General features: G+C 45.7%; 19 protein-coding genes. 18 read left to right on the top strand and 1 reads right to left on the bottom strand.

Annotated elements, in window-relative coordinates:
- Positions 1–143: 143 nt before the first annotated feature.
- From E6W40_RS27395 to E6W40_RS27315, 18 genes are all read left to right on the top strand, one after another.
- Positions 144–767 carry a helix-turn-helix transcriptional regulator gene (locus tag E6W40_RS27395; RefSeq protein ID WP_136608745.1) on the top strand — a complete coding sequence of 208 codons (624 nt, stop codon included), beginning with the start codon at positions 144–146 and terminating at the stop codon, positions 765–767.
- A 101-nt stretch (positions 768–868) separates the two neighbouring features.
- Positions 869–1,801 carry an ABC transporter permease gene (locus tag E6W40_RS27390; protein ID WP_246073217.1) on the top strand — a complete coding sequence of 311 codons (933 nt, stop codon included), beginning with the start codon at positions 869–871 and terminating at the stop codon, positions 1,799–1,801.
- 17 nt (positions 1,802–1,818) lie between these two features.
- Positions 1,819–2,703, top strand: coding sequence for a carbohydrate ABC transporter permease (locus tag E6W40_RS27385; RefSeq protein WP_136608744.1), 885 nt, complete (start codon positions 1,819–1,821; stop codon positions 2,701–2,703).
- Between the two features lie 238 nt (positions 2,704–2,941).
- The gene (locus E6W40_RS27380) at positions 2,942–3,217 is read left to right on the top strand and encodes a hypothetical protein (RefSeq protein ID WP_136608743.1); all 276 of its coding nucleotides are present in this window, start codon (positions 2,942–2,944) and stop codon (positions 3,215–3,217) included.
- 18 nt (positions 3,218–3,235) lie between these two features.
- A complete protein-coding gene (locus E6W40_RS27375) occupies positions 3,236–4,471 on the top strand; it encodes an ABC transporter substrate-binding protein (RefSeq protein ID WP_136608742.1) in 1,236 nt (411 codons plus the stop codon).
- 6 nt (positions 4,472–4,477) lie between these two features.
- Entirely contained in the window at positions 4,478–5,293 is an 816-nt protein-coding gene (locus E6W40_RS27370) for a sugar phosphate isomerase/epimerase family protein (RefSeq protein ID WP_136608741.1), read from the top strand.
- A gap of 48 nt (positions 5,294–5,341) precedes the next feature.
- On the top strand, positions 5,342–6,469 hold the full coding sequence (locus E6W40_RS27365) for a Gfo/Idh/MocA family protein (protein ID WP_136608740.1): 1,128 nt from the start codon (positions 5,342–5,344) through the stop codon (positions 6,467–6,469).
- A gap of 14 nt (positions 6,470–6,483) precedes the next feature.
- Positions 6,484–7,692, top strand: a complete 1,209-nt coding sequence (locus E6W40_RS27360; protein WP_136608739.1) for an MFS transporter — start codon at positions 6,484–6,486, stop codon at positions 7,690–7,692.
- Positions 7,693–7,748: 56 nt separating this feature from the next.
- Positions 7,749–7,907, top strand: coding sequence for a hypothetical protein (locus E6W40_RS29660; RefSeq protein ID WP_168929076.1), 159 nt, complete (start codon positions 7,749–7,751; stop codon positions 7,905–7,907).
- Between the two features lie 568 nt (positions 7,908–8,475).
- Positions 8,476–14,346 carry a DUF3320 domain-containing protein gene (locus E6W40_RS27355; protein WP_136608738.1) on the top strand — a complete coding sequence of 1,957 codons (5,871 nt, stop codon included), beginning with the start codon at positions 8,476–8,478 and terminating at the stop codon, positions 14,344–14,346.
- 152 nt (positions 14,347–14,498) lie between these two features.
- Entirely contained in the window at positions 14,499–15,881 is a 1,383-nt protein-coding gene (locus E6W40_RS27350; protein ID WP_168929075.1) for a DUF2399 domain-containing protein, read from the top strand.
- Positions 15,857–17,278: a hypothetical protein gene (locus tag E6W40_RS27345; protein ID WP_136608736.1), complete on the top strand. Its 1,422-nt coding sequence runs from the start codon at positions 15,857–15,859 to the stop codon at positions 17,276–17,278. The genes E6W40_RS27350 and E6W40_RS27345 overlap by 25 nt, the downstream gene beginning before the upstream one ends.
- Positions 17,268–17,978 (top strand): hypothetical protein, encoded by a 711-nt coding sequence (locus tag E6W40_RS27340; RefSeq protein WP_246073216.1) that lies wholly within the window; start codon positions 17,268–17,270, stop codon positions 17,976–17,978. Before E6W40_RS27345 ends, E6W40_RS27340 begins: the two co-directional genes overlap by 11 nt.
- 1 nt (position 17,979) lies before the next feature.
- Positions 17,980–21,198, top strand: a complete 3,219-nt coding sequence (locus E6W40_RS27335; RefSeq protein ID WP_168929074.1) for an AAA family ATPase — start codon at positions 17,980–17,982, stop codon at positions 21,196–21,198.
- Between the two features lie 110 nt (positions 21,199–21,308).
- Positions 21,309–21,539, top strand: a complete 231-nt coding sequence (locus tag E6W40_RS27330; protein ID WP_136608734.1) for an AbrB/MazE/SpoVT family DNA-binding domain-containing protein — start codon at positions 21,309–21,311, stop codon at positions 21,537–21,539.
- Complete coding sequence (gene mazF / locus E6W40_RS27325) at positions 21,533–21,874, top strand: endoribonuclease MazF (RefSeq protein WP_136608733.1); 342 nt, start codon at positions 21,533–21,535, stop codon at positions 21,872–21,874. The genes E6W40_RS27330 and mazF overlap by 7 nt, the downstream gene beginning before the upstream one ends.
- Positions 21,875–22,111: 237 nt before the next feature.
- Positions 22,112–22,435 (top strand): nucleoside triphosphate pyrophosphohydrolase, encoded by a 324-nt coding sequence (locus E6W40_RS27320; RefSeq protein WP_136608732.1) that lies wholly within the window; start codon positions 22,112–22,114, stop codon positions 22,433–22,435.
- 329 nt (positions 22,436–22,764) lie between these two features.
- A complete protein-coding gene (locus E6W40_RS27315; protein WP_136608731.1) occupies positions 22,765–22,953 on the top strand; it encodes a hypothetical protein in 189 nt (62 codons plus the stop codon).
- A 76-nt stretch (positions 22,954–23,029) separates the two neighbouring features.
- Here the strand turns inward: E6W40_RS27315 and E6W40_RS27310 are convergent, their stop codons facing one another.
- A complete protein-coding gene (locus E6W40_RS27310) occupies positions 23,030–24,007 on the bottom strand; it encodes a hypothetical protein (protein WP_136608730.1) in 978 nt (325 codons plus the stop codon).
- Positions 24,008–24,140 lie beyond the last annotated feature (133 nt).

The raw sequence follows: 24,140 nt of genomic DNA, 5'->3' as shown, positions 1-24,140 counted from the left end.
TCCATGAGATGGCAGTCCGCTATAACAGCTTGATCTGCATGAAAGAAAGTAATCTGAACCGGAATAATCACGTTTTTTTCGTGAGTGAGGGCATAAACACCACGCAATCAGTCGCAGTCATCCAAATGAACGTCTGGTTATAGATGCTCGAGCAAGATGCATATGACGCCATTTATTCCGAATCGGAACGTTATTTGAACTCGCTTAAGGATGTCGCTGGATTAAAGGTGGAGGTTCTGCAGCAATTTATTCAAAGTTTCCTGCAGATGCTTTATTCCTTTATCCAGTTCAAAGAATGGCAAGCTTATGAAGTCCTGGGGGAAGCAATAGCCATTGAGCAGCTACCTTATGCTGTACGTTCTGTGACGGATCTGCAGGCCTGGGTGAAGTATACGCTGGATCAAACCATTCAGTTTTGTTATGGAGCCGAGGATACGAAACCGTTAATGGATAGAATCATAGCCTTTATTAAGCAGCATGTTGATCAGGCGATTTCAAGAGAGGACATTGCCAGACATGTCAATTTGCATCCGGACTATTTGTCGAGACGGTTCAAAAAAGAGACAGGCAAGTCTATTGTGGAATTTATTGTGGAAGAGAGAATTTCAATGGCCAAGGAGCTGCTGGTAACAACCAATATGTCCGTCAGTGAAATTGCACTGTGTGTGGGGTACTCGAATTTTTCGTATTTCTCTAAGATATTTAAGCAGGGGGTACGGATGAATCCGAACCAGTACCGCAAATTCCACAGGTCAGAATTGTACTAATATTAGGTCAGTTTAGAGGTGGTCCGGTCGGAGTGCTCTTAGCTACAATGGAGCCAGTCAATGAAATCAACATAACGCTGACGGAAAGGAGGACCATAACCATGTCTTCACGGGTAACAGGCATTAGCTTAAAGAAGTTAAAGAAATACAAGATGCTGTATCTTATGCTGATACCAGGCGTCGTCTATCTGCTCATCAATAATTACGCCCCCATGTTCGGAATCATTATTGCTTTTAAGGATGTTAACTTCGCAAAGGGTATTATGAACAGCGATTGGGTCGGGCTCAAAAACTTTGAGTATTTGTTCAAAACGGAAGATGCCTACATTATTACGAGGAATACAATTCTGTACAACCTGGTGTTTATTGCCCTTAATCTGGTTGTAGCCGTGGCACTCGCAGTATTATTGTACGAATTGAAAAATCGTTTCTTACCCCGGCTTTATCAAAGTATCATCTTGCTTCCGTATTTAATGTCTTCAGTTATTATTGGTTACCTTGTTTATTCGCTGCTCAGTATGGAAACGGGACTTATTAACAATACGATTCTCCCGCTGTTGGGACGGGGCGGAGTGATGTGGTATAACGATCCCAAGTATTGGCCCTACATCTTAACCCTAGTCAAAATATGGAGTACGGCAGGGTACTTGAGTATCGTTTACTTTGCGGCTGTCGTCGGTATTGATCACGAGTACTATGAGGCAGCGACGCTTGATGGTGCCAGTAAACTGCAGCGAATTTTCAAAATCACAATTCCTCTGATCACACCCGTTATTATTATCATGACTCTGCTCCAGATTGGCCGTATTTTTTATTCCGATTTTGGTCTATTCTACCAGGTCCCACTCGACTCGGGCGTCCTGATGCCTACAACCAATGTTATTGATACTTACGTATACCGGGCCCTGCTCAAAAACGGAGACATTGGCATGTCGTCAGCTGCAGGGGTATATCAGTCCATCGTTGGGTTTATTATCATTCTCATTTCTAACTATGTCGTTAAAAAAATCAATCCTGATAATTCACTGTTCTAAAAAAGGAGTGAGATCACATGATAGCCAGGAAAACGGAGCAGTGGGTTATTAACATCGTCTTTATCGCAATCTCATTCCTTTGCCTGATTCCCTTTATCCTGCTTGTTGCATCCTCCGTTTCGAGTGAGGATTCGATTATCCAGAACGGCTACACATTGTTTCCGACAGAATTCAGCCTGGAGAGCTACAGTTATTTATTCAAGGAACCGGCTATGTTGATCCGGGCATATGGAATATCGATATTCATAACCGTAATCGGGACCGTGACAAGTTTGATCGTGATGACGTTACTGGCCTATCCGATCTCAAGAAGAGATATGCCGCTGCGAAACGCAATTTCTTTCTTCATCTTCTTCACGATGCTCTTTAATGGTGGACTTGTTCCGACCTACTTAATGTATACGAACGTGTTTCAGATTAAAAATACGCTATTTGCACTCCTGATTCCCGGATTACTTGTAAGCGCATTCTTTGTGATTCTAATCCGGACATTTTTCACAATGAATATTCCGAACGAAGTGATCGAGTCAGCCTATATGGATGGTGCAAGCGAATTCAAAATTTTTGCTAGAATCGTTCTTCCATTGTCTACTCCTGTATTGGGAGCGGTTGGCCTGTTCCAATTGATCAATTACTGGAATGACTGGTTCAACGGGCTCATCTATATAACGGACAGCAAGCTGTACAGTATTCAAGTGCTGCTCAATACGATTCTTTTGAATGCGCAATACTTGGCCAGCAACACTCATTTTGTGGAAGATATGACGTCGGCAGATGACATTCCTAACCATGGTTTGAAAATGGCGATTGCAGCAATCGGTGTGATCCCCATTCTGGTGACCTACCCGTTCTTTCAAAAATATTTTGCAAGGGGACTTACTGTTGGTGCAGTCAAAGGATAAAGCTGTCATTCGTTCTAAAAGAGGTAGTTCAAAAAGTCCGCTTTTGATCACGAAGTGAATCAGGGGGCAACTCAGCTTCGAATCTTGAATTCAGCCGGGCCTTCCGGTACTCACGTACCCAAAACGTACGCTCCGCTCCTCAGGCCCTAACTTCATTCAACCTTCTCGGTGCTGAAAACCGACCTTTTTGAACACGCACTAAAATGGATCGTAAATGATTAATATGGGAGGGGCATATATGCGTAACAGGATTGGTATCATGCTATTGATCATGACAATGTTGACTCTGCTGCTGGCAGGCTGCGGCAAAGAATCGAACACGAATGCCGTGGTTGCGGGAGAGGAGGGAACCACCGAAACAGGTGACAGGAAGCTGCCGCCATATGAGGTGAAGCTTGTCTTTTATGGACCGGCTCAGAAAGATTTGGAACTCGTTGAAAAAGAGATGAGCAAAATCACGCTCGAAAAAATAAATGCGACAGTCAAACTGGAAATAATTGAACCCGCAGCCTGAGATCAGCAAACCATTCTCATGCTCACTGGAAATGAACAAGTCGATTTAATCGTGACGGGAGGCACGGACTTTTCAAGACAAGTAGCGCAAGGACAACTGCTGCCGCTGGATGATCTGCTTCAAACCCATGGTCAAGACATTACGAAAGCCTTCCAGCCGGAAATACTGGAGGCTACCAAAGTTGAAGGCAAAATCTACGCCATTCCAAGTATCAGGGACTTTGCCTCCAATACCAACGTTCTGATGCGCAAGGATCTGCTCGATAAATATAATCTCGATGCAAGTAAGGTGAAGACGCTGGACGATTTGGATCCGATTCTTGAGACCATTCACAAGAATGAGCCCAATATTACCCCACTTGGCAAGCCAGGCGCCTCGGCTTCGATCGTGGATCGTATTCTGGAAAATAGCTGGGACATTCTGGGGGATTACATTGGCGTATTGGATAGTTTGGATGACCTCAAGGTCGTGAATTTATTCGAAACCCCGGAGTACGAGAAGCTGATAAAAACAGCCAGACGTTGGTATGAAGCGGGTTATATCAGCAAGGATGCGGCGACAAGCAAAGAATCAGCGGTCGATCTAATCAAGGCGAACGTCGGTTTCGGAGTCATTCAAAAAGGCAAGCCGGGTGCGCTTGCGCAAACGGAACAGCGTGTTAATACGAAGCTTGAGCTGATCAATCTGGGCAAACAAATAACGAGTACAACCAATATTACTGCAATTATGCTCGGTATACCCTCTAATTCCAAAGATCCGGAACGCGCCATGATGTTCCTGAACCTGTTGAACTCGGATAGAGATTTGATCAACCTGATCGACTGGGGGATTGAAGGCAAGCACTACGTGAAGGTCGGCGAAAAATCAATTGATTTCCCACCTGGCGTCAATGCGACAAACAGCGGTTACAACATGCGCCAAGGATGGATGTTTGGCAATCAGCTTCTATCCTATACTTGGGTCACAGATAATCCTGATCTATGGGAGGAGATGGATCAATACAATCGGGAATCCAAAAAATCTGCAGCCCTCGGCTTCACCTACAACCCATCGCCGGTGAAAACGGAATTAGCAGCGATTACAAACGTTGTTCGTCAATTCCAAAGCGGCCTGGAGAACGGTGCTCTGGATCCGGAAGTCAATCTTCCCAAATTCAATGCTGCACTTCATGCTGCTGGCATTGACAAAGTTATTGCAGAGAAGCAGAAGCAATTAAATGAATGGGCAGAAAAAAACAATAAGACAGGGAGTTGAGCTTAAATGAAGGTATCTATTGGAGGATATTCGTTTCAAAACACATTTGTACAAGGTAAAATGGACGTTTTTGGCTATCTGGAAACGGTAAAATACCGTTACGGTCTGAACGTAGTTGATCTGTATAACGGGTTCTTTGTGGATAAAAGAGGGCCCGTATGGGAATTGGCGGATGATGATTATCTTCACAAAATTCGCGAAGCCTTGGATGAGAAAGAAATGACAGTCGTTAACTTTGCCATTGATACGGCTTCATTATGGGACCAGGACAAAGAAAGACGCGAGCAGCAATATCAAAATGCGTTAAAGCATTTGCGTGCAGCAGAAATACTTGGTGCTCAGACGGTGCGAATTGACACAGGCGGCTCGTATTCGAATGATCCTAATGGTGATTTCTTCGATATGAGTCAAGAACAATTTGAGCATATCGTACAAAGATATCAGGAGTATAGCCGGATTGCTGCTGATTTTGGCAGTAAAGTTGGCCCGGAGAACCATATGGGGCCGTCTCTTAATCCTCATTTTCTGAAGCAGATCGCAGAGGCCGTCAACCATCCGAATTTCGGTATTCTGCTGCATGTTGACCGCTGGAAGGTTGATGCTGAGCTGGGAGACTCGATTATCGCGCCATGGGCCTCACATGTCCATTTTGGAGGAAATACGCTGGCTGCGGAGGATCGGGCGATTCGAATTGCACAAACATTGCATGACAGCGGATTTAAAGAATATTGGGCAATCGAACATAATGCACCAGATAATCAATATGTTGAGGTTGAGTGGGCCGTTGCCGCCATGAAAAAAGTATTGTCGAAAGTAAATTAACAGGTATGAATAGCTTTCAGAAAAATTGGGATGAAGGAGCGAATACAAATGAGCAAAATTCGAATCGGTATTATCGGTGTAGGATTAATTGGAATAACGCATCTGAAGAACTATGCGGATATCGCAGATGCTGAGGTTGTGGCTGTCTGCGATATTAATGAACAGGCAGCTCGAAAAGTAGCCGGCCAATTTCATATCAAGGATGTTTACACCGATTTTAGGGAGATGCTGAGACGTACGGACATCGATGCCGTCGATGTCTGCCTCCATAACAACTTCCATGCACCTGTAACCAATGAAGCGCTTGAGGCAGGGAAACATGTGTATTGTGAAAAACCGATTGCCGGGACCTATTATGACGGCAATTCGATGCTGGAAAAGGCCAAAGCCTGCAATAAGATGCTTCATATTCAACTGAACACGTTGTATAGAAAAGAGACGAAAGCCGCCAAAGCACTGATCGAGGAAGGAAGTTTGGGCAAGCTTTATCATGCCCGATCAACGGGGTTTCGGCGCAGAGGACGTCCGTTCGTGGATGGCTATGGCACCAAGTTTTTCAACCGAAAGGAAACCGCGGCAGGAGGCGCCTTACTCGACATGGGGGTTTATCACATTGCCCAGATGTTATATCTTTTGGATTCACCGAAGGTAAAAAGCGTATCCGGCAAAGTGTATCAAGAAATGGATATGGACGCGGCAAGAAGAACCGAATCCGGGTTCGACGTCGAGGAGCTGGGTCTTGGATTTATCCGATTCGAAGGCGGGTTAACGCTTGATCTCATCGAGGCGTGGTCCATACATATGGGAGGTTTTGAAGGGTCCAGCCTGGTAGGCAGCAAAGGCGGGATTCGGCTCCCTTCGTATTCTTCCATATCTCAGACGAGCGGACTAAGCTTTCATACGACCATAGCGGACATGGACCTGGACAGCAACGTGAACCTGGACGACATGGAGCTTCGTTGGAGCAGGCTCAAGGCGGATTATGACGCTTACAGTTCTTCACAACATCATTGGATCGCAGCCCTGCAGGGAAGAGTACCCCTTCTGCCAACAGCGGAGATTGCGCTGCAAACCATGCTGATCAGTGAAGGCGTGTACCTGTCCGACCGGCTGGGACGCGAAGTAACTGCGGAGGAGATCATCACGCATTCTGCGTCGACCAACGTCAAATTGTAAGGGATGAAGGAATCATGTCGGATCAAATGATAAACCGGAATATGCTTGGAATGCTGAAGGTGTTCAACTTTGTGCTTTATGGGGCCTTGGCTATTTATAGCACGTTCTTCGCGTTATATCTCAAGGATACCGGGTTTTCCAATGTGCAGATCGGGCTTCTGGTAGCCGGCGGTCCGCTCATCGGGCTGGTAGCTAATCCATTCTGGGCGTATTGTGCAGACCGGTTTCGCAACAACAAGCGCATTCTGATTATTTGCCTGATCGGTAATTTCACATGCATGCAATTTGTATTTATGATGGAATCCTACACATTGATTTATAGTTTAATGCTGTTTTATTTCATGTTTCAGAGCCCGCTGTTTACACAAAGCAACAGCTTGATCCTTAACGTTATCGAAGGAACCAACCGTAAGTTTGGAGAGTTTCGTGCGTGGGGGTCGCTGGGGTGGGCGCTTATTGCGGTCGCGGCCGGACCGATCATTGGTTGGCTGGGAATAAGCAAGCTCTGGATCGTATTCGATGTGATGCTGCTATTCGCCATTTTCTTTACCTTCCTGATGCCAAGCGGCAACGAAAGAGCACAGATAGATAAATTTACAAATAAAGGATATTTCATGGTGTTTCGAAATAAATACTTTTTGATCTTCGTTTGTTTGGGCGTACTCATTTCGATCCCCAACTCGATTAACGCGACCTTTCTCGGTATTTACATTAAAGGCTTGGGCGGAACGGATACGGTTGTCGGTTGGTCTGCCTTTGCCACGGCGATTCTGGAAGTACCCGTATTTTTATTGTTGGATCGTTTTTTGAAGAAAAATTCACGTACAATGCTGACCTGGCTGACCGTGATCTGCCTACTCTTTTCGGCGCGCTGGTTATTGATGTCCGTAGCGGTTTCGGCAATACAGGTTATATTCATCCAATTGCTGCATTCTATTACATTCGGAGGCTATTACTATATTGGGACACAGCTCACTTCGCATCTTGTGCCCGGTGAATATCGCTCCAGCGGGCAAGCCGTTTATGGTCTGACGTGGGGAGGTGTATCCGGAATTGTTGCAGGCATACTCGGCGGATGGATGTTCGAGAATCTTGGAGCCTCCGCATTGTACCGGATTTGTTTCGGAGTCACGATCTGCGGATTTATCGGTTTCTTCTTGTTACGGCATTCGTTCCGGACGACTGAGAATCAAGTTAGCACACAAAGCAAACAATTTAATTAATAGCCATATTTCATAGTATCACTGGGAAACTACCGTTATTTTGAGAGGCAGCGTACTTGAAGTACGGGCTAGAAAAACAAATCAGCAAACTGAAGACGAATAACATAAATGCACAAAAGTCCGCGAGGTTCGCGGACTTTTGTGCGCTTGGCAGCGCGCAGAGAATGAAGTGGAAGTCTCCAGAATACCGCGAGGTGGCGGAAGTGCATAGCTGAAAACAGGCCGTGCGCAGCCCGTAAGGATGCGTGAGGAGGGCTTGGTGGAAAACCCTGGAACAGGTGGCTGAAACCAGGTTGGCCGGCGAGATTGGATAAGGAATGTCCAATACCACCTTAGATCTTGCAGGTTAGGAGGACTGGATTCGGAAGAAAGTCGGCGACGTGACCCAGGGAGATCCAATCGTCTAGCCTGTTGATCAGTCGAAAAGTAGAGAATGGGGCGTTTCTTGAGTCATAATCATCCAAGCCTAGTACAACGCAAATGAACTAACGTTTAACCTCGCTTCTAGGTGTTTAAATGGACTCGAGAAATTGCTGAATCGTTTGGCCGTTTATTTTGAGCGGAAAAGCGTGTTGGCACTTGGGTGAAACAGCAAGCGGCTCTCGTTTGCATGTACAGCATTTCTGTTTAGGATGATTCGCATGTTGCGAATCATCCTTTATTTTTCTCCAACCCAGTGTCGAAAATAGCAGATATATCCATAATCTAGTGTTATTATAGAACTAATTGGTAATCGTTATAGGTCCAAAGAACTGAGACAGAGCTAGATGGGAGGTTAGAGTGTTGGAGAGCAAAATATCTTGCAAGTGGCTGTATTGCGAAACGGTGAATTATGCCATGCAGCAGAATCATGTTCCAATTGTAAGGAATATTATATTAACCAACACAGCAGACGAAGATCTTATCGAAATTACGGTTAAGCTTACATCGGAACCGCAGTTCGCTTTTGAATGGAAGAAGAGTTTTGACATTCTTCCTGCAGGTCAATCCATGGATATAGGAACCGTTGATCTACATATGTCGACTTCATTTTTTGGGGATTTGTCTGAACGATTGACGGGCTCATTAACGTTGACGATATGGCAAAATGAGGCGGAAATCTATCAGGAGCGCGGTTCCATTTCGGTACTAGCTTTTGATGAATGGAGCGGGCTTGCTGTTTTGCCTGAAATGACAGCAGCATTTGTGACACCGAATCATCATCAAGTGACCGAGCTCGTACGAGAAGCGGGAGCTATATTGGAGAAGTGGTCCGGCAGCCCTTCGTTTACAGCCTATCAGAGTAAGGATCCGAACAGGGTTCGTATACAGGCAGCGGCGATTTATTCAGCTTTGCAAAATCGGGAAATTTCCTATTGCGTCGCACCGCCCAGCTTCGAGCAAATAGGTCAACGCGTTCGCCTTCCGGAGACGATCTTTGCACATGGCATGGGAAACTGTCTTGATCTGTCCATGCTTTATGCTGCTTGCATGGAGGCGGTGGGACTCCATCCATTAATCGTTTTTACGGAAGAGCATGCGTTTGCCGGGGTTTGGCTTGTAGAGGAGACGTTCTCGGAAACGGTACAGGACGATATTTCGGTATTGACCAAGAGACTCGCACCAGGCATTAACGAGTTATGTGTCGTGGAGTCCACCTCTTTTGTGAAAGGTGAGCTTATTAACTTTGACCAGGCAGCTGTATTGGCGGAGACGCATTTAACAGATCCCAATTTATTTGATTGCATGATAGACATTAGACGGGCAAGGGCAGCAGCGATTCGTCCGCTGCCACTTCGCGCGAAGGGGACAAATGGGTGGGTTGTTGAAGAGCCGAAGCTGTCACAGTCAAATAGCAGCGCAGCACCGGAACTTCTCGAGGTGTTGGAAAAACCGCAGGAAGTCGAAACATTGAAGCCTGCAACACGGCAAAAACAATGGGAACGCAAACTCCTTGATCTTACCCTGCGTAACTCGCTCCTTAACTTTCGTCTGTCCAAATCATGCATTCCGCTGATCTCTGCCCAACTAGGCGACTTAGAAGATGCCCTGGCTGACGGAAATGAGTTTCAACTGCTGGCAAGACCGAGCGATTGGGAGGATAACGGTCGCGATGCCATTTTATATCAACGCGTGAATGCAAATCATCCACTTGCGAAGTTGCTAGAGGAAGAATTTAACCGCAAGCGGCTGAGGGCGGATTTGAGCGCGCAGGATCTAGAGAGAAGGACGGTTCACATTTACCGTTCTGCGCGAACTGCATTGGAAGAGAATGGGGCCAACACTCTATTTCTTGCATTGGGGCTTTTAAAATGGTATGAGTCACCAGTTAGCGAGCTACCGCGATATGCGCCGATCGCGTTGATTCCCGTAGATATATTGCGGAAATCTTCCCGTCAGGGATATGTCATTCGGGCGAGAGACGAGGAGCCTCAAATCAATATTACGTTGCTGGAGATGCTGAGACAGGATTTCGGGATCGGAATCGACGGTCTGGATCCGCTTCCTAGAGATGAAAAAGGCATCGCTTTGAAACAAATATTCAATACTTTAAGGCACGCGTTAATCCAGGTTTCCCGGTGGGATGTCGAGGAGACTGCCTATCTGGGGTTGTTTTCTTTCGGGCAATTTGTGATGTGGAATGACATCCGCAATCGTGCGGATCAATTGGCTGAGAATCAGGTGGTGGCCAGCCTTATTCAAGGACAGTTGCAATGGAGGGAACCTGTAGAGGAAAAGGAAAAGCCTCTTGATCAAGAGCATCCGGCCAATTTTGCGATTCCGATCAGCGCGGATTCTTCGCAAATGGCTGCGATTCGGGCTGCAGTTAAGGGGCAAAGCTTCGTGCTGCATGGACCTCCAGGTACCGGAAAGTCCCAGACGATTACGAACATGATTGCTGCTGCTCTCGCGAACGGGAAAAGAGTGCTGTTTGTAGCGGAAAAGATGGCGGCGCTTTCCGTCGTACAGCGAAGACTGGAACAAATAGGCTTAAATCCCTTCTGTTTGGAGCTTCACTCAAACAAAAGCACCAAGCGAGCTGTTTTGGACCAATTAAACGCATCGATTGAGGTACAGCGATTGCAGACAGACGAATCGTGGCAAAGGCAAGCAGAGCGGTTGCATCAGCTTCGATCGTCGTTAAACGGTTATGTTGAGGCCTTGCATCGTAAACATTCGTTTGGTTTAACATTATTTGAAGTGATATCGATGTATGAACAAACGTGTAACGCTCCGGATGTCGTTCATTTTAACGACGATTCAATTGGAATTCTAAATTCCGATATCCTGATCCAATGGAATGACACAGTAGCCGAAATGATCGCAGCTGGAGCGAACTGCGGGAATCCGCATGCTCATCCTTGGGCGGATTCCATTCTGTCATCTTATTCACAGGACTTGAAAGCGGAAGCTGGGATCCTCCTGAAACGTTTTACTGATGAGCTTGAGAATCGCCAGAGGACGATGAATGAAACGGTCCGGCAATTTAATCTTGGAACTGTTACGCTGACTCGTGACAAAGTGTCCATATTGGCACAGTTGTCCGAGCTGGCTTGCCGTGTTCCCGACATTAAGCCGGCTCTAATTCAGGAGAAGGATATGACTGAATCGGTCGGATGGCTCAAGGCGGCGGCTGAACAGGGCAGATGTCGAGATCAGATTAGACTTAAGGTATACAACAGCTTTACCGTCGAGGTTCTCCGGTTTGATGCCCAAGCGGCTCTGTCAACTTGGGATAGCCTGGAGCTAAAGTGGTTCCTTCTGAAATGGACGGGGCAAAACCGCATTTACAATATGATGAAAAGAATGGCGGTATCCGTGCAAGCTATATCGAAAACCGACGTAAGAACATACCTGCTGGAGATCATTCAGCTCCAGGAGGAAGAACAGAAGCTAAATGCAGCCAAAGATATAGCCTCGCCTTATCTCGGCTCCTCACTAATGTGGGATGATGAGGGCAAATGGGACGGACTTGAGGAAGCATGCGAATGGCTCAACATGTGGCAGAAGCTATTGATTTCATGGTTTGCCAATGCTTCCGAAGCTAACCAAGCCAGACAACAAATGGCGGATATGCTGGTTGGCCTTCGACAGGATGCCGGCTCAAACCGTTCACTCGTAGAGCTGCTTCGCTGCCATGAACAGGTTGGAAAGTTGGAGATGGAACTAGAGCAACTATTACAGCTTGAATTTGGACAGATGGCGAATCAATTCCAAGATGCGGATTGGCATGATGTATTGTTAGATAAGGTGAATGCATGGATATCCGATCTAGATCAATTGAGAGATTGGAGTATATGGCGGCGAGTTCGATTACACGCGGAGGAGATCGGACTGCTTCCGCTCATTATCCCATATGAGCGAGGGAATCTTTCAAGCAATCAGTTGAAGGATGCTTTTGAACGAGGACTTTATAAAAAAACGGCCAATTACATTATTACTCGTGATGAACAGCTTAAATCCTTTACGGGCAATGTGTTCGAGGAGACGATCTCTCGTTTCAAAGAAGCTGATACGCAGTATATGAAATGTACCCGCCAAGAAATTGCAGCACGGCTTTCTGCAAGGGTCCCTCAAATGACACAAGAGGCGTCGCAAAGTTCAGAAGCGGGAATTCTTCAACGCGCGATCCGGAGCGGCGGCAGAAACGTGTCGATTCGCAAACTGTTTGAACAGATTCCTAATTTACTTCCGCGGCTTGTGCCCTGCATGCTTATGAGTCCGATTTCTGTAGCTCAGTATCTGGATCCTGATCATTTTCAATTTGATATCATTATTTTTGACGAAGCATCGCAAGTTCCTACTGCGCAAGCGGTCGGGGCTCTGGCCAGGGGAAAGCAGTCCATCATCGTGGGCGACCCGAAACAGCTGCCTCCAACGAGCTTTTTTTCTAAAAGCAGCCAAGAAACTGAAGACGAGGATGCGGCACTACAAGACATGGAGAGTATTTTGGATGATTGTCTGGCGCTCGGGATGCCGGAGCGGCATTTGACCTGGCATTATCGAAGTCGGCATGAAAGCCTGATTGCCTTCAGCAATGGCTATTATTATGACAATAAGCTAATGACATTTCCTTCGCCGGACGAGCCGGTTTCGAGCGTCAAGTGGTGTCCTGTCGATGGTTTTTACGATCGGGGACGTACCAAGCAGAATAGAGCCGAAGGAGCAGCCGTCATTCGGGAGATAATCCGCCGTATCAAAGACCCGGTGTTGCGCCTGAGGAGTCTTGGTGTTGTTACGTTCAGTTCCATTCAGCAGACCTTGATTGAGGATCTATTGGAGGAAGCAATGTTGCAAGAACCGGAGCTGGAAATTCTATTGGCGCAATTACCTGAACCTTTATTTATTAAAAACCTGGAAAATGTACAAGGGGACGAACGGGACGTTATTTTGTTCTCGGTAGGCTATGGTCCTGATGTATCCGGCAAAGTCAGCCTTAATTTTGGTCCGTTAAATCGCCAAGGTGGTTGGAGACGGCTGAACGTGGCAGTATCCAGAGCCCGATATGAAATGCTTATTTATTCAACGCTTCATGCGCATCATTTGAATGCAAGCAGAATTAGCAGCCAAGGTGTGCTTGGGTTAAAGGCATTTCTTGAATACGCTGAAAAAGGAAAGCGGATCTTGCCAGCAGGCGAAACGTCATCGAACGCGTATACGGCTTCCCATGTTCATCGCAGCCTGGCTTCCGAGCTTAAAAGCCGCGGATACCAAACGGATCTTTATGTGGGCGCCTCGGGATATCGTGTTGATCTCGGTGTGTTGGAGCCTAAGTCAGATCAATATATTTTAGGAATCCTTCTTGACGGACTGATGTATCAAAACGCGGAGTCGGCACGGGATCGAAATATATTGCGAGAAGAAGTGCTTGGGCAGCTTGGCTGGAACCTGCTCAGGGTGTGGAGCCCGGACTGGTGGGAGAATAGGGAAGGGGTAATCCGTCGTATTATAGAAGCGATAGAGCGTGGAAAAGAGGTTAAACAGCTGCAGATAGAATCTAAAGCTCAAGTCGCTGCGACTGGAGAATACCCAATATTTGAACGCTTGCAGACTTCGGACCCAAGTGTCGATGTTAAGCTGCAATCGAAGACCCCGGAAGAGATGCAGACATACCAGATTTGTGCTCTGGAAGCTGTTCCTCTAGGTGCGGATTTGTTTCATTCGCAGGAATATTCGGAGCTAATTATGGGACAGATCAAAAAAGTCATTCAGGAAGAAGGACCGGTTAGCCGAAGTTTACTATCCAAACGTTTATTGCAGGCATGGGGGATTGCACGTCTTGGAGCAAAATTAGATCAGCGATTTACGGAATTGCTCTCAAGAATAAAACCGAATTTCACGGAATCAGAAGGAGTAACATTTTACTGGCCTGAAAGTTTGAAACCATCAGAGTATGGCATCTACAGAGTATCCACAGATGAATCACAACGGCGAGTGGCGGAAGATTTGCCTCCGGAAGAAGTAGCAGTTGCCGTGAAATCCATTCTGGCCTCTCAGATCAGTCTTCCTTATGAAGAGTTAATGAAGCAAGCGGTGAAAACGCTTGGATACGCAAGGTCAGGGAGTGCTCTCGAGAAGGCGATTAAATCAGGTATTGAGAAGGCTATTGAGCTTGGTTATATCTATAAAGATGAACATCAGCGTGTTGTTTTAGGAGAGGAAAAAGCACTATAAGTTTCCATCGTCATGAAATTCTTTCATCTGCTCGCCCTAAAAAAAGGCGGGCTTTCTTTTGATAAAATATGTCTGAGATCCTCAATAATCTTCTATATATTGTTCCCTATGCTACAATTAAAAATAAATTACATCCCAAAGGTACGTTAACTATGATCTTAAATCAATTGGAAGAGATAAAAAATCACATTAATAATTACATCTTAAAAACAGGCGAGCAGATCGAATTCAGTACTCTGGATCCGGCAGAGATCAATAGGGTAGGTGTTCTTCATGAATTAACAATTGTGAAAAGAACAGCTAGAACCTATAGAAAGACGGGCATGTTGATAGTCGCGGTCACTTATGATGATCAAACGCCGCTACCAGAAGGGAGTCTTCTTGCTTGGAGCGTTGGGAAGAAAGCTCAACTCCCTGAAGACTCAAATGCCTTCACTTGGTTAGCGCAGGGCTGGATTATGAAGGAGTATCGTTTCAAGCATGACGGTAAGACGGCGGAACGGATTAGTTACCGTATGGGACCTCGTTTGTTTCAATATCAACAACAGCTTATCGACAATAAAAGAGAGGCTGAAGATCGTCAGTGGTCTGAATTGCGGCAAGCGCTTAGGAACGAACTTGATTCTTTTAAAGCTCTTGAACCTGCTAAATTTTTGGAAGTTACGAATACCTCTCGTTGGCTTCCTGAGCGAAAGGAAAATATAACGTCTTTAATTTCGGTGTTGGATGTCCTGCTACAGCATCATCATTTGGATGACTTCAGTTCTTCTCCTGAATTTCCCACCAATTGGACAGGAAACAAACGCCTTTTGTTCATGCATTTTACGCAGGCTCTTGTGCACCTTTCTATCCATAAGCGATCTTTTGACTGGAAAGAGATTGGGGCAACATATGAGCGACGCATTGGCGGGTCGAAAATATTTGATCCGTACAAACAGGATTTTTTAACTCTGATTGAAGCATGGTCTTCCTGTCCATTACCTTTATTAGGGTTGTATAGTCTCGGGCAAATTACGTCAGTTTATTTTACGGGTCCTGTATCGGGGAGGTACTCGAATTATTTGGCGGGTCCTGTTCATGCCTTAACGGATTTGTGTGTATTTAAGGATGAATATTCAACATCTGCTCGTACGCTTTGGCTTGTGGAGAACAGAGCGATTCTGACCAGATTTGCAGCGGAAGGGGATTTCGTGCAAAGCAGTGGTTCATTGATTATTGGTGTAGACGGTCAACTCAGAGGCGCGCATACTCGGCTGATTCGGCAGCTACTGCAAGGAGATTCCATACAGCAAGTGATCATATGGAGCGATTACGATGAATCCGGGCTTGTCATTGCCAAGCATTTGACGTCGGTTGTTAAAGAGGCGGGTCAAGGACGAGTCGTGATCAAATGGATATGCCATGATCATTCTGTTGCAACCTGCTTTGAAGAATACGAGAAGTATATGCAAGAACGTTTGATAAAAGATGAACGGATGGAACAAGAGCTGATCTTAGGGAGTGAGACGGATTGGAAGAAATGGATCGAGTGCTGATCTCGGTATTCGACAAGGATGAAGCGGTTCCCGAGCTATATCAATCGATGCGGGATATCACCTATCTGGCGGGTGTGTTCAATGATCTTGGCACGCATCAATGGTTAACGCCGGCAGGAATTCTCCGATTTCTGCGCATTATTCAGCTTCTAAATGAGGAATCTTTAGGTCTGGCTGAACCGATTGAAAATACAGATACATTATTCTATCGTTACAGAAATAAGTATACTGATCCGAATCCGCCTTCTCAAAAGCAGATGGAGCAAATGATCAATATCTTGGTGAAATACAACTGGTTGTCCAAGCAGTCCAGGCAGATCAAGCTGCGTGACGCAGGGAAACGGATGATGGATGCTTTGGTGAGGCTTGCCAATGATTCCGTGGCCTACTACATGCATGACGAGATAGGGCGCTCTTTGTTTCAAGCAAGACGAGATGCAGAAATCAGCGAAGCCTACGATGATCATGGCATTTCCGGCGGGAACAAGATTGCGAGTATGATTCGTAATGTCGATAATGCCATCCAGCTGCTCAAAGAACGGGAGCTTGAAATGCTGGCAGACCGTAATGCATTGCCGCAATTGGAGCTGATTCACGGTTTGATGGAGGAGCTGCAGGGCAAGCTGGAGGAGCGTTACCGGCAATTTCAGACGTTAGAAGACAGTCTGGTGTTGACTACATTGATGCAAAAAGGAACCTCTGTATTAGCGGAGGGAACAAGTCTTAGTCTTGGGATGACGAATAAATATTTAAAATTTGCCACGATGCGGGAAACCGTACTTTCATCTTATATTCAGCCTGAGAAGGTACGTGAATTCATAACCAAAATGTATGATCCGCCTGTTGATTCTGATATTCCAAACCCTTACCAAATGCTAAGCTTCATGGAACAGGATCAGTACGAGGACGAGGCATTGGATGGGCTATGGATTCCAGTCAAGTTTGCCGCTCCTATTTCCGCTGCCGATATTTCGGATTCCGTTCATTACTTGGAAAACTATGAGCCCAAGGTGAAACCTCTGGAAGAAGAGGAAGAAATGATTGAATACAGACTTGAGCAGATTTCCGCAGATGAGCTGCAGCAGTATATAGGGGACACAATCTGGATGATGACGAAATCGATGATCCGAACTGAAGAAGTTGAGCAGTATCTTGATCAATATGATGAAGCGGGGATAGCGCAAATCATGATCGAAGCCGCGGGCCCGCGCTGGTCGGATGCAATCAACTCCTTGACGGCTATATCTGCACTGATCGGCAATGACAAGGTTTGGATGAATAAGGCTTTATCAGAACTTCAGAAGTGGCCGGACAAGGTCTGGGAATGGATCGAGCCGAAGGACCAAGAATGGACGATTAAAAAAAGAAAGCCGGGAGATTTGAGCGATGAACCATGAAGAAGAAAGGGAACAGAAGAATAATCGGGCCGAAGATCAGTCGGCACAGAGTCAATACACGCTACAGGCTTTGCAAGGATTAAAGGGGGTATTGACGCCGCAGGAAGAGCTGGTATTTATGAATATTTTGTTCTCCTCATCGGCAACTTTGCGAGGGGGCAATTTCGGTCTGTCCAGAAAGGAAGCCGAGAAGCAGCTGGGCATTGCAAGTGATAACGATGCTCTTGATTCTTACATTCTTAGAGTCAACCAGGCAGTAGGGAGATATTTCAAGTTGATCTATGACGATCGGCGGGATCAGTTGATTGTAATGATGAGAGTTCCTGCTAAAGCTGCAAGAAGCACTTTGTCTGAAGAAGGTTTGGCGTTGCTTCTGTATATCTTTTATCAGCAGGAGGTGCTTCAGCATGAGTATACCTTGTTTGATCAGCTGCTGCATGCTTTTGGGCATGAAACGACGAAAGCGAATCAGAAGCTTCTGAACAATCTGGATGCACTTAAAAAGATCGGAGCCATCGAGGAATACAGTGACCAGGAATTTTCGCATGAACGCGCTTATCAGTTGACGGCTATCGGAGCAAATCTTTTCTCGGATTCCTTTCTGCGCCGAACCGCTGAATTTAGCCAGTCCAATCAACTGAGCAAAGAGGAAGTGCTCAAGTTCTTCAGACGCTACAATTTGCATACGGGAGGGGAATGAGTTGATTCCATGGAAGCTTACCTTTTCAGGCATTCGAGATTATGACCCTGCTTATCTGGATTTGTCTGGCCATACGGATCATATTATGATCACCGGACCCAACGGAGCAGGGAAATCGACCATTACGTACTGTATGGGTGCTGTTCTCTACTCCTCTAAAGTGGAAGTGGAAGGGCTGAAATCACGAAATTTACCTTCCGACGAAACCTGGAGAGCGCGCATTTCGCTTCTGTTTTTGAATGAAGGATCGATGAAAATCGATGCTCCGCGCTATATCGAATTCACGCTGCTTATCAAGCAGGAGCCGGGTGAACCGATCAAAAAGGAATTTATCATCGAATCAGGCGATGAAGCGGATCATTATACGGATCGTAAGCATTACACTTCAGGCGATCGGGAAAACAGCTTTACAAAGTACAGAAGAGACCTGCAGTATGTTTACAAGATTGACCCTGATCTATTTTACTTAATCTGGTACCAGCAGGAAGTAAACCAATTTGCGACGATGACACCGGAAGAACGCTTTCGTATTTTTAGCGACATGCATGGCATTACGGATGCGCAGAGAAATTGGGAAGAAAGCATGGTGAAATTGAAGGAAACACGAGAATCGCTGTCTATGGCACAGACGAGGTTGACCGGAACGAAGCAAAACTTAAAGATTATGAAGTCGGAACTTGATCGATATGAGCAAAACCGCAAAAGACTTAGAGACGGCGGGATACTGCGCTCCGTATCACTGCTTCGTCTTGAAAAATACTTCAAACAGGAAAGGGCGATATATCTCGGACAGGTAGAGCAGCTCTCAGTGGATCAAGAGGAACAAAAGGAAAAAGTAAACGTTTTGATCGAAGAAAAGCAGAATCTTCATGCACAGCGGATACGATCTGATGAAGATAAGGAGCGTGTTGCCGGAGAGATCCATGATCTCGAACAGAAGCTCCAGACCTTGCATGAGGGGAAAGTTTTGCTGAAGACAGAGATTGCTGGGTTGAAGCAGGAGCTGGCCATGATTGAGGAAGAAGGAAGGTATATTCATCGGTCAGAAGATCAGGTGACGAGAGGACTTGAAGACGTTCATAAAAGATTGGCTGAATTGACAGCGCAGGAATTAAGAAACGCAGAACAGATCTCACAAGTCGGAATAAGCCTCGGCGAGATTCGAAGCAAATCAAGCGAGCTTAAGGCGGCTCTTGAACAAGATGAGAAGGAAGAAGACTTGCATCGTGATATTTTACTTCAGCATTCTTCCAGTCATGAAGTACAGACGGAGATGAATGGGCTCGAGGAGAAGATCAGAACAGGTAGGAACAACGGCTATGACCTTGAGCGAGAATTGAAGGAGCTTGAGCGAGAATCAGAAAATTTGCGCATGGATCGGAATATCTCGGTCCGGCAGCAAGCCTCGCTTCAATATTTTCAGAAGCTGGGCAGGAGGGCATATACGCTTCGTGACTTGATTGAACTGGATGAGGCAGCACATCCCAAGCATGAGGAAGCGTTTAATACAATCAAATATACGATCTTTTTCAGTGGAGACCGGGATAGAGTCAAACCCCCGAATGATCTGTACCATGTCTCTCTGCACAGTCTTATTCCGGATCGCTCCGTCACCGTTGTGCCAGCGCTTTATCTAAAGGTAAAACGTGAATTATCTGAGGAAATGACGAATGATGCCAGCAAGGCGTTGTGGTGGGTAGAACAGTTCTTTCAACAGAATCCGGTCCGAATTGAGCAGGATGTGCTATGGGATCCCGTCGGGCTTCGGGGAAATCAGGAGCAGCCGCGATATATTCTAAGTGCACGCGCATTAGAGGTTCGCAAACAACAAGTGGAGTCCAACATAAACAGACTTGCCTCAGAGCTGAAACAGATCAACCAATGGGTCCTACGAGATACGCAAAGGGTCCAGATCCTGGGAGGAATAATCCAGCAGGTGCGTATGGCCGAAGCTTTCATGACGAGACAACATGAGCGAATGCAGCGGAGAGAACAGCTGCTGACGATGACTATCACGCTGTCCGAATTGGAAAAGGAACAAGCCCGATTATCGCAGGTATTTCGAGAATTGGTGCGGTTCCGGGCCAAGCTTGAAAATGAGCAAGATAGTTTAGAACGAGAAGCGGCATTTTATGAGAAGCTAGGCATGCAGAGGGAACAATTTGAGCGGCTGCATACCAAGGAAGCCCAGCTTCGGTCGTTGGAAGGCGAAACTCAGGAAAAGGAAAATGTATTACAGACATTAGAAGTTCATTTGGAGCAAATGGAGAAGAAGGGAAGAAGGCTGGAGCGGGAGAGTAGCGAAGTTGAGCATCAACTGCTGCTGACGAATCGGCAGGTGGATCAATTGCAAAATCAACACCGTAAAGCGGAAGAAGGAAAGCAGGATGCGGAAGCAGAACTATTGGTACTCGCTAGGCAGATCGAAGATATGAAGGGGATAGTGCCTGAAATCTTTAATGAGGCTAAAGTGACTTATGCTGAAATGTACGCTCAGGAAGAGAAGTCAGCACTCAAGGCGCTTCGTACAGAGTCCGAAAAGGGTGAAGTTACCTTTGAAGGAGCGAGAAAAGAAGAAGTTGACCCCGCAGCTCCGGACAATTATCGAATTGCAAAGGCAAATTATGAGCAGCTGGAGGATGAATATAAGAGAACCTCGATCCTGCTGGAGGCGGACGAGCAGCGGACGATCGAATTACAAGATCTTCTGGAGACAACGATTAGCATGCGTGTAAGCGAAATACAGCAAAAATTCAGATCCTATATGTCTTTGTTTCAATTTGAAGGCCAAGTAGACTGGGATTCTCATGAGGACAGGCAGGGCAGAACTCACTTCCATTTGTATATTAGAGCTCGTAAGGAAGGACACCGGGGCAAGCTGGAGGACGTGAGCATGAAAGCGCGCGGTGGAAGGGTAGGCAAGGGCGTATCTGGTGGAGAGGAGTCGCTTAGCTCCTTATTATTCGCGCTCTCCCTTTTGCAAAATTTGCAGTCCCATCCTGGATTTATCGTGCTAGACGAATTCGACAGCGCGCTTGATGAACAGCGCAAAAATATGGTCTTTGACCTTTACGTACGAGAGCTGAAGCGGAAAATGATCATTTTGAGTCCTAAATCACATGAACCAAGCTATTTCGAGCGATTTAGCAAGGCATATGTGGTGTATCACAAGCCGCTAATTCCCAAAAGTCAGGTGATCGGATTGAAGCAGAAGGAATAAATGATCAATAAAATGTTAGATGAAGCATAGTGTCTCAGGTACAATCTTCTGATTTGATTCTTCTCATCACAATGTATATACTTTGTATATACATTCGCGGAGGTGGTTACATGTTCCAGGTTCAAAAATGGGGTAATAGTCTAGGCGTTCGTATTCCGAAATCCCTTGCTGTTAAGGTTGGTCTAGAGGAGGGATCGGAGATCGAGCTTGACGTTGAGGATGGACATTTGATCATCAAGCCGAAGTCGGCTTCGCTAGAGGAATTGCTTGACCAAATGACGCCGGAGAACCTCCATGAAGAAGTCTCGTCAGGCAATCCAGAAGGTCGTGAAGCATGGTAGGAAACGGCTATGTGCCGGATCGCGGAGACCTGGTGTGGCTGCAGTTCAATCCACAAGCAGGTCATGAGCTGGCAGGAAAACGACCCGCGTTGGTCCTATCCCCAGCAGCCTATAATGGAAAGGCGGGACTTTCCTTATTATGTCCGATAACTTCTAAACGAAAGGGCTATCCTTTTGAGGTTATCATTCCGCAAGATTTGCCGATCGAGGGGGTTATTCTCGCCGACCAGGTCAAGAGCCTGGATTGGGAGTCGCGGCAAGCTGCGTTTATCTGCAAGGTGCCGCAAAAGACGCTGGCAGAGGTGGTTTCAAAACTGAACTTGCTCATCCACTGATGATATAGCCTTCCGGAACACTTTTCGGAAGGTTTTTGTTTATGCCCCCATTTGATTCCTAGTAGCCGCAGCCATCATCGAAAACAAACACGGACAGTTGGATTCGCTAGAAAAAATGAGGGGAAGCCGCAGGCCGGAGAAAAGAGGACGAGCCGGCCTAAATGAGTTGCGTAAAACAAGTTCGTGAGAGAGCATCACATCAACGATGAACCACAAATAAGAGAGGAGAAAACCATTATGCCGATATACAACAAGCTTGTGAGGGACCTGATCCCGGACATCATTGGAGCGCAGGGCAAGCAGTATACGACCAAGACGCTGGATCAGGAAGACTATATTGCAGAACTGAGGAAAAAGCTGCAAGAAGAGCATCAGGAATACATAACAGCCGGGCAGGACCAAGAAGCCGTCGAGGAACTGGCGGATATGCTGGAGGTTATCTACGCGTTAGCGTTCGTCCATGGGGCCACGGAGCAGGATCTGAATCGGGTACGCGACGAGAAGGCGCAAAAAAGGGGCAAGTTTCAGGAGCGCATTCTGCTGATCGAGACTGAAGAGTAAATGCCGGACATACGACGCATTATCGTGAGTTTGCCGATGTATTGTTTCAAGGCATTTGAAGCATTGGGTTTAACAGAGCTACTGTCGCCCGGGTACCCACCGGTACTACCTTGGATCAAGTCTTTAGGGTGAATTTATGGATAATATGGTAAACTTGAAATGAGGAGTTGAGCAAGTAAGCAGGCTTTATGAAACCGCTGCAACACGCTTTGATTAATTTCTTCTTTTCAAAAAGCGAACCTTCAATTGATTCACCAGCAGCCCTCCGGGCTAAGCGACCCTCACTATTATTATATTGAATATTTCACAAAAAAAGGGAGGACCGAGATATGAGTGGAAGTCACAGCGTTGTTGGAATTGATGGACTTATTCAGCTTATAGTGTTCCTTATTGCCAATTACTTTATAATATATCTTATCGTTAGTCATAGCGTGAAAAAAGGCATGCAAAGGGAACTAAATGATCTACAGAGTGAGCTCAAAGATATACGGGAACAACTACAGAAAAAAGAACAATAAAAAGCATGTAAATAATGGGAAAAATTATGCAAATAGGGCGACATTAATGTCGCCCCTACTGGAATACTGATATTGATTATTTAGGATTAGAATCAATGGTGTAAGTGGTATCCCAGTGCCACTCATCACCAATAAAAGCGCCAAAAGATACTGAGACGGGACCAACAGTGAGTCCCGGCTGTACTGTAGTCCATGGGTGTACATAACCTCCGACGAATCTCCCAGTAGTCCCTTTGTTTGTGATAGGTATCCTTACGGTATCTTGAAGATACCCATACATAGAATCAAAGAGAGTGCCATATGAAAATTTAAAATGATCACCACTTACATTATCGAAAGTTACTGATGGGGAAGCATAGGTGTTACTACCTAGTACAGTAGTCGTTGTACTAGCCTTTCTACTAATGCTAGTTGTATGTCCTTGCCAAGCATGTGCTATTGTATCAGTTATTCTGTTTTGCGGATTTGTCGACCAATCGAAAGAGTCCGTGTATAAATATTCGAATTCTTGTGCATTCGGTGATTTGCCTTGATATGTTACGTGACCACGTGCACTAAAAATGCCATCATTAATAGTGGTGCTTAAAGGTTGTATTATTACTTCTCTGTTTAATTCTTTACTAAGCTTCTTAGCCTCTTGCTGTCTTAAAGCCTCTATTTCATCCCTATTCTCTTCAGTTACCATGTATCTCTTACCATCAGACGCATGAAAGTATTGTACTAAATTAGAAGTTTGTGACTCGACTTTGATGCCACCTGCCAAAGCAATAGATTCCTTTTCACCGGGACTCATGCTTTGGATTTCCTCGTCTGTGAATTTCATTTCTCTTAAGATCAACCCTTGTTGAGCAGGTGTAAGATTATGAGAATTGGACTTTAGTGGAAATACCCGGCCGTCTGATTCTTTTTCTATAGTCAGATCTGAATCAATCCTAATTAATTCACTACTCAATTCTTTTTCGTCAACTACGCTTTTTTCTTGGGCATTTACCACAGGAACGAGTAACAAAAAGACAGTGCTAAGAGCAAAGCACGCTTTAGTGAATTTTCTCAAGATAAAACATCTCCTTTTTATTTTATTCAAGCTATGAGACTCTGCAATACTCCTCCTTTCTGATTAAGTATAGTGTTTCTGTCAATAAACTTCCTGAAATAGGCATTTTTGGTATATGCCTATGTATATATAA

Source organism: Paenibacillus dokdonensis (assembly GCF_004916975.1).
GTDB lineage: Bacteria > Bacillota > Bacilli > Paenibacillales > Paenibacillaceae > Paenibacillus_AQ > Paenibacillus_AQ dokdonensis.
Note: the sequence above shows the minus strand (reverse complement) of the source record. Positions and strands in the feature narration are given on the sequence as shown.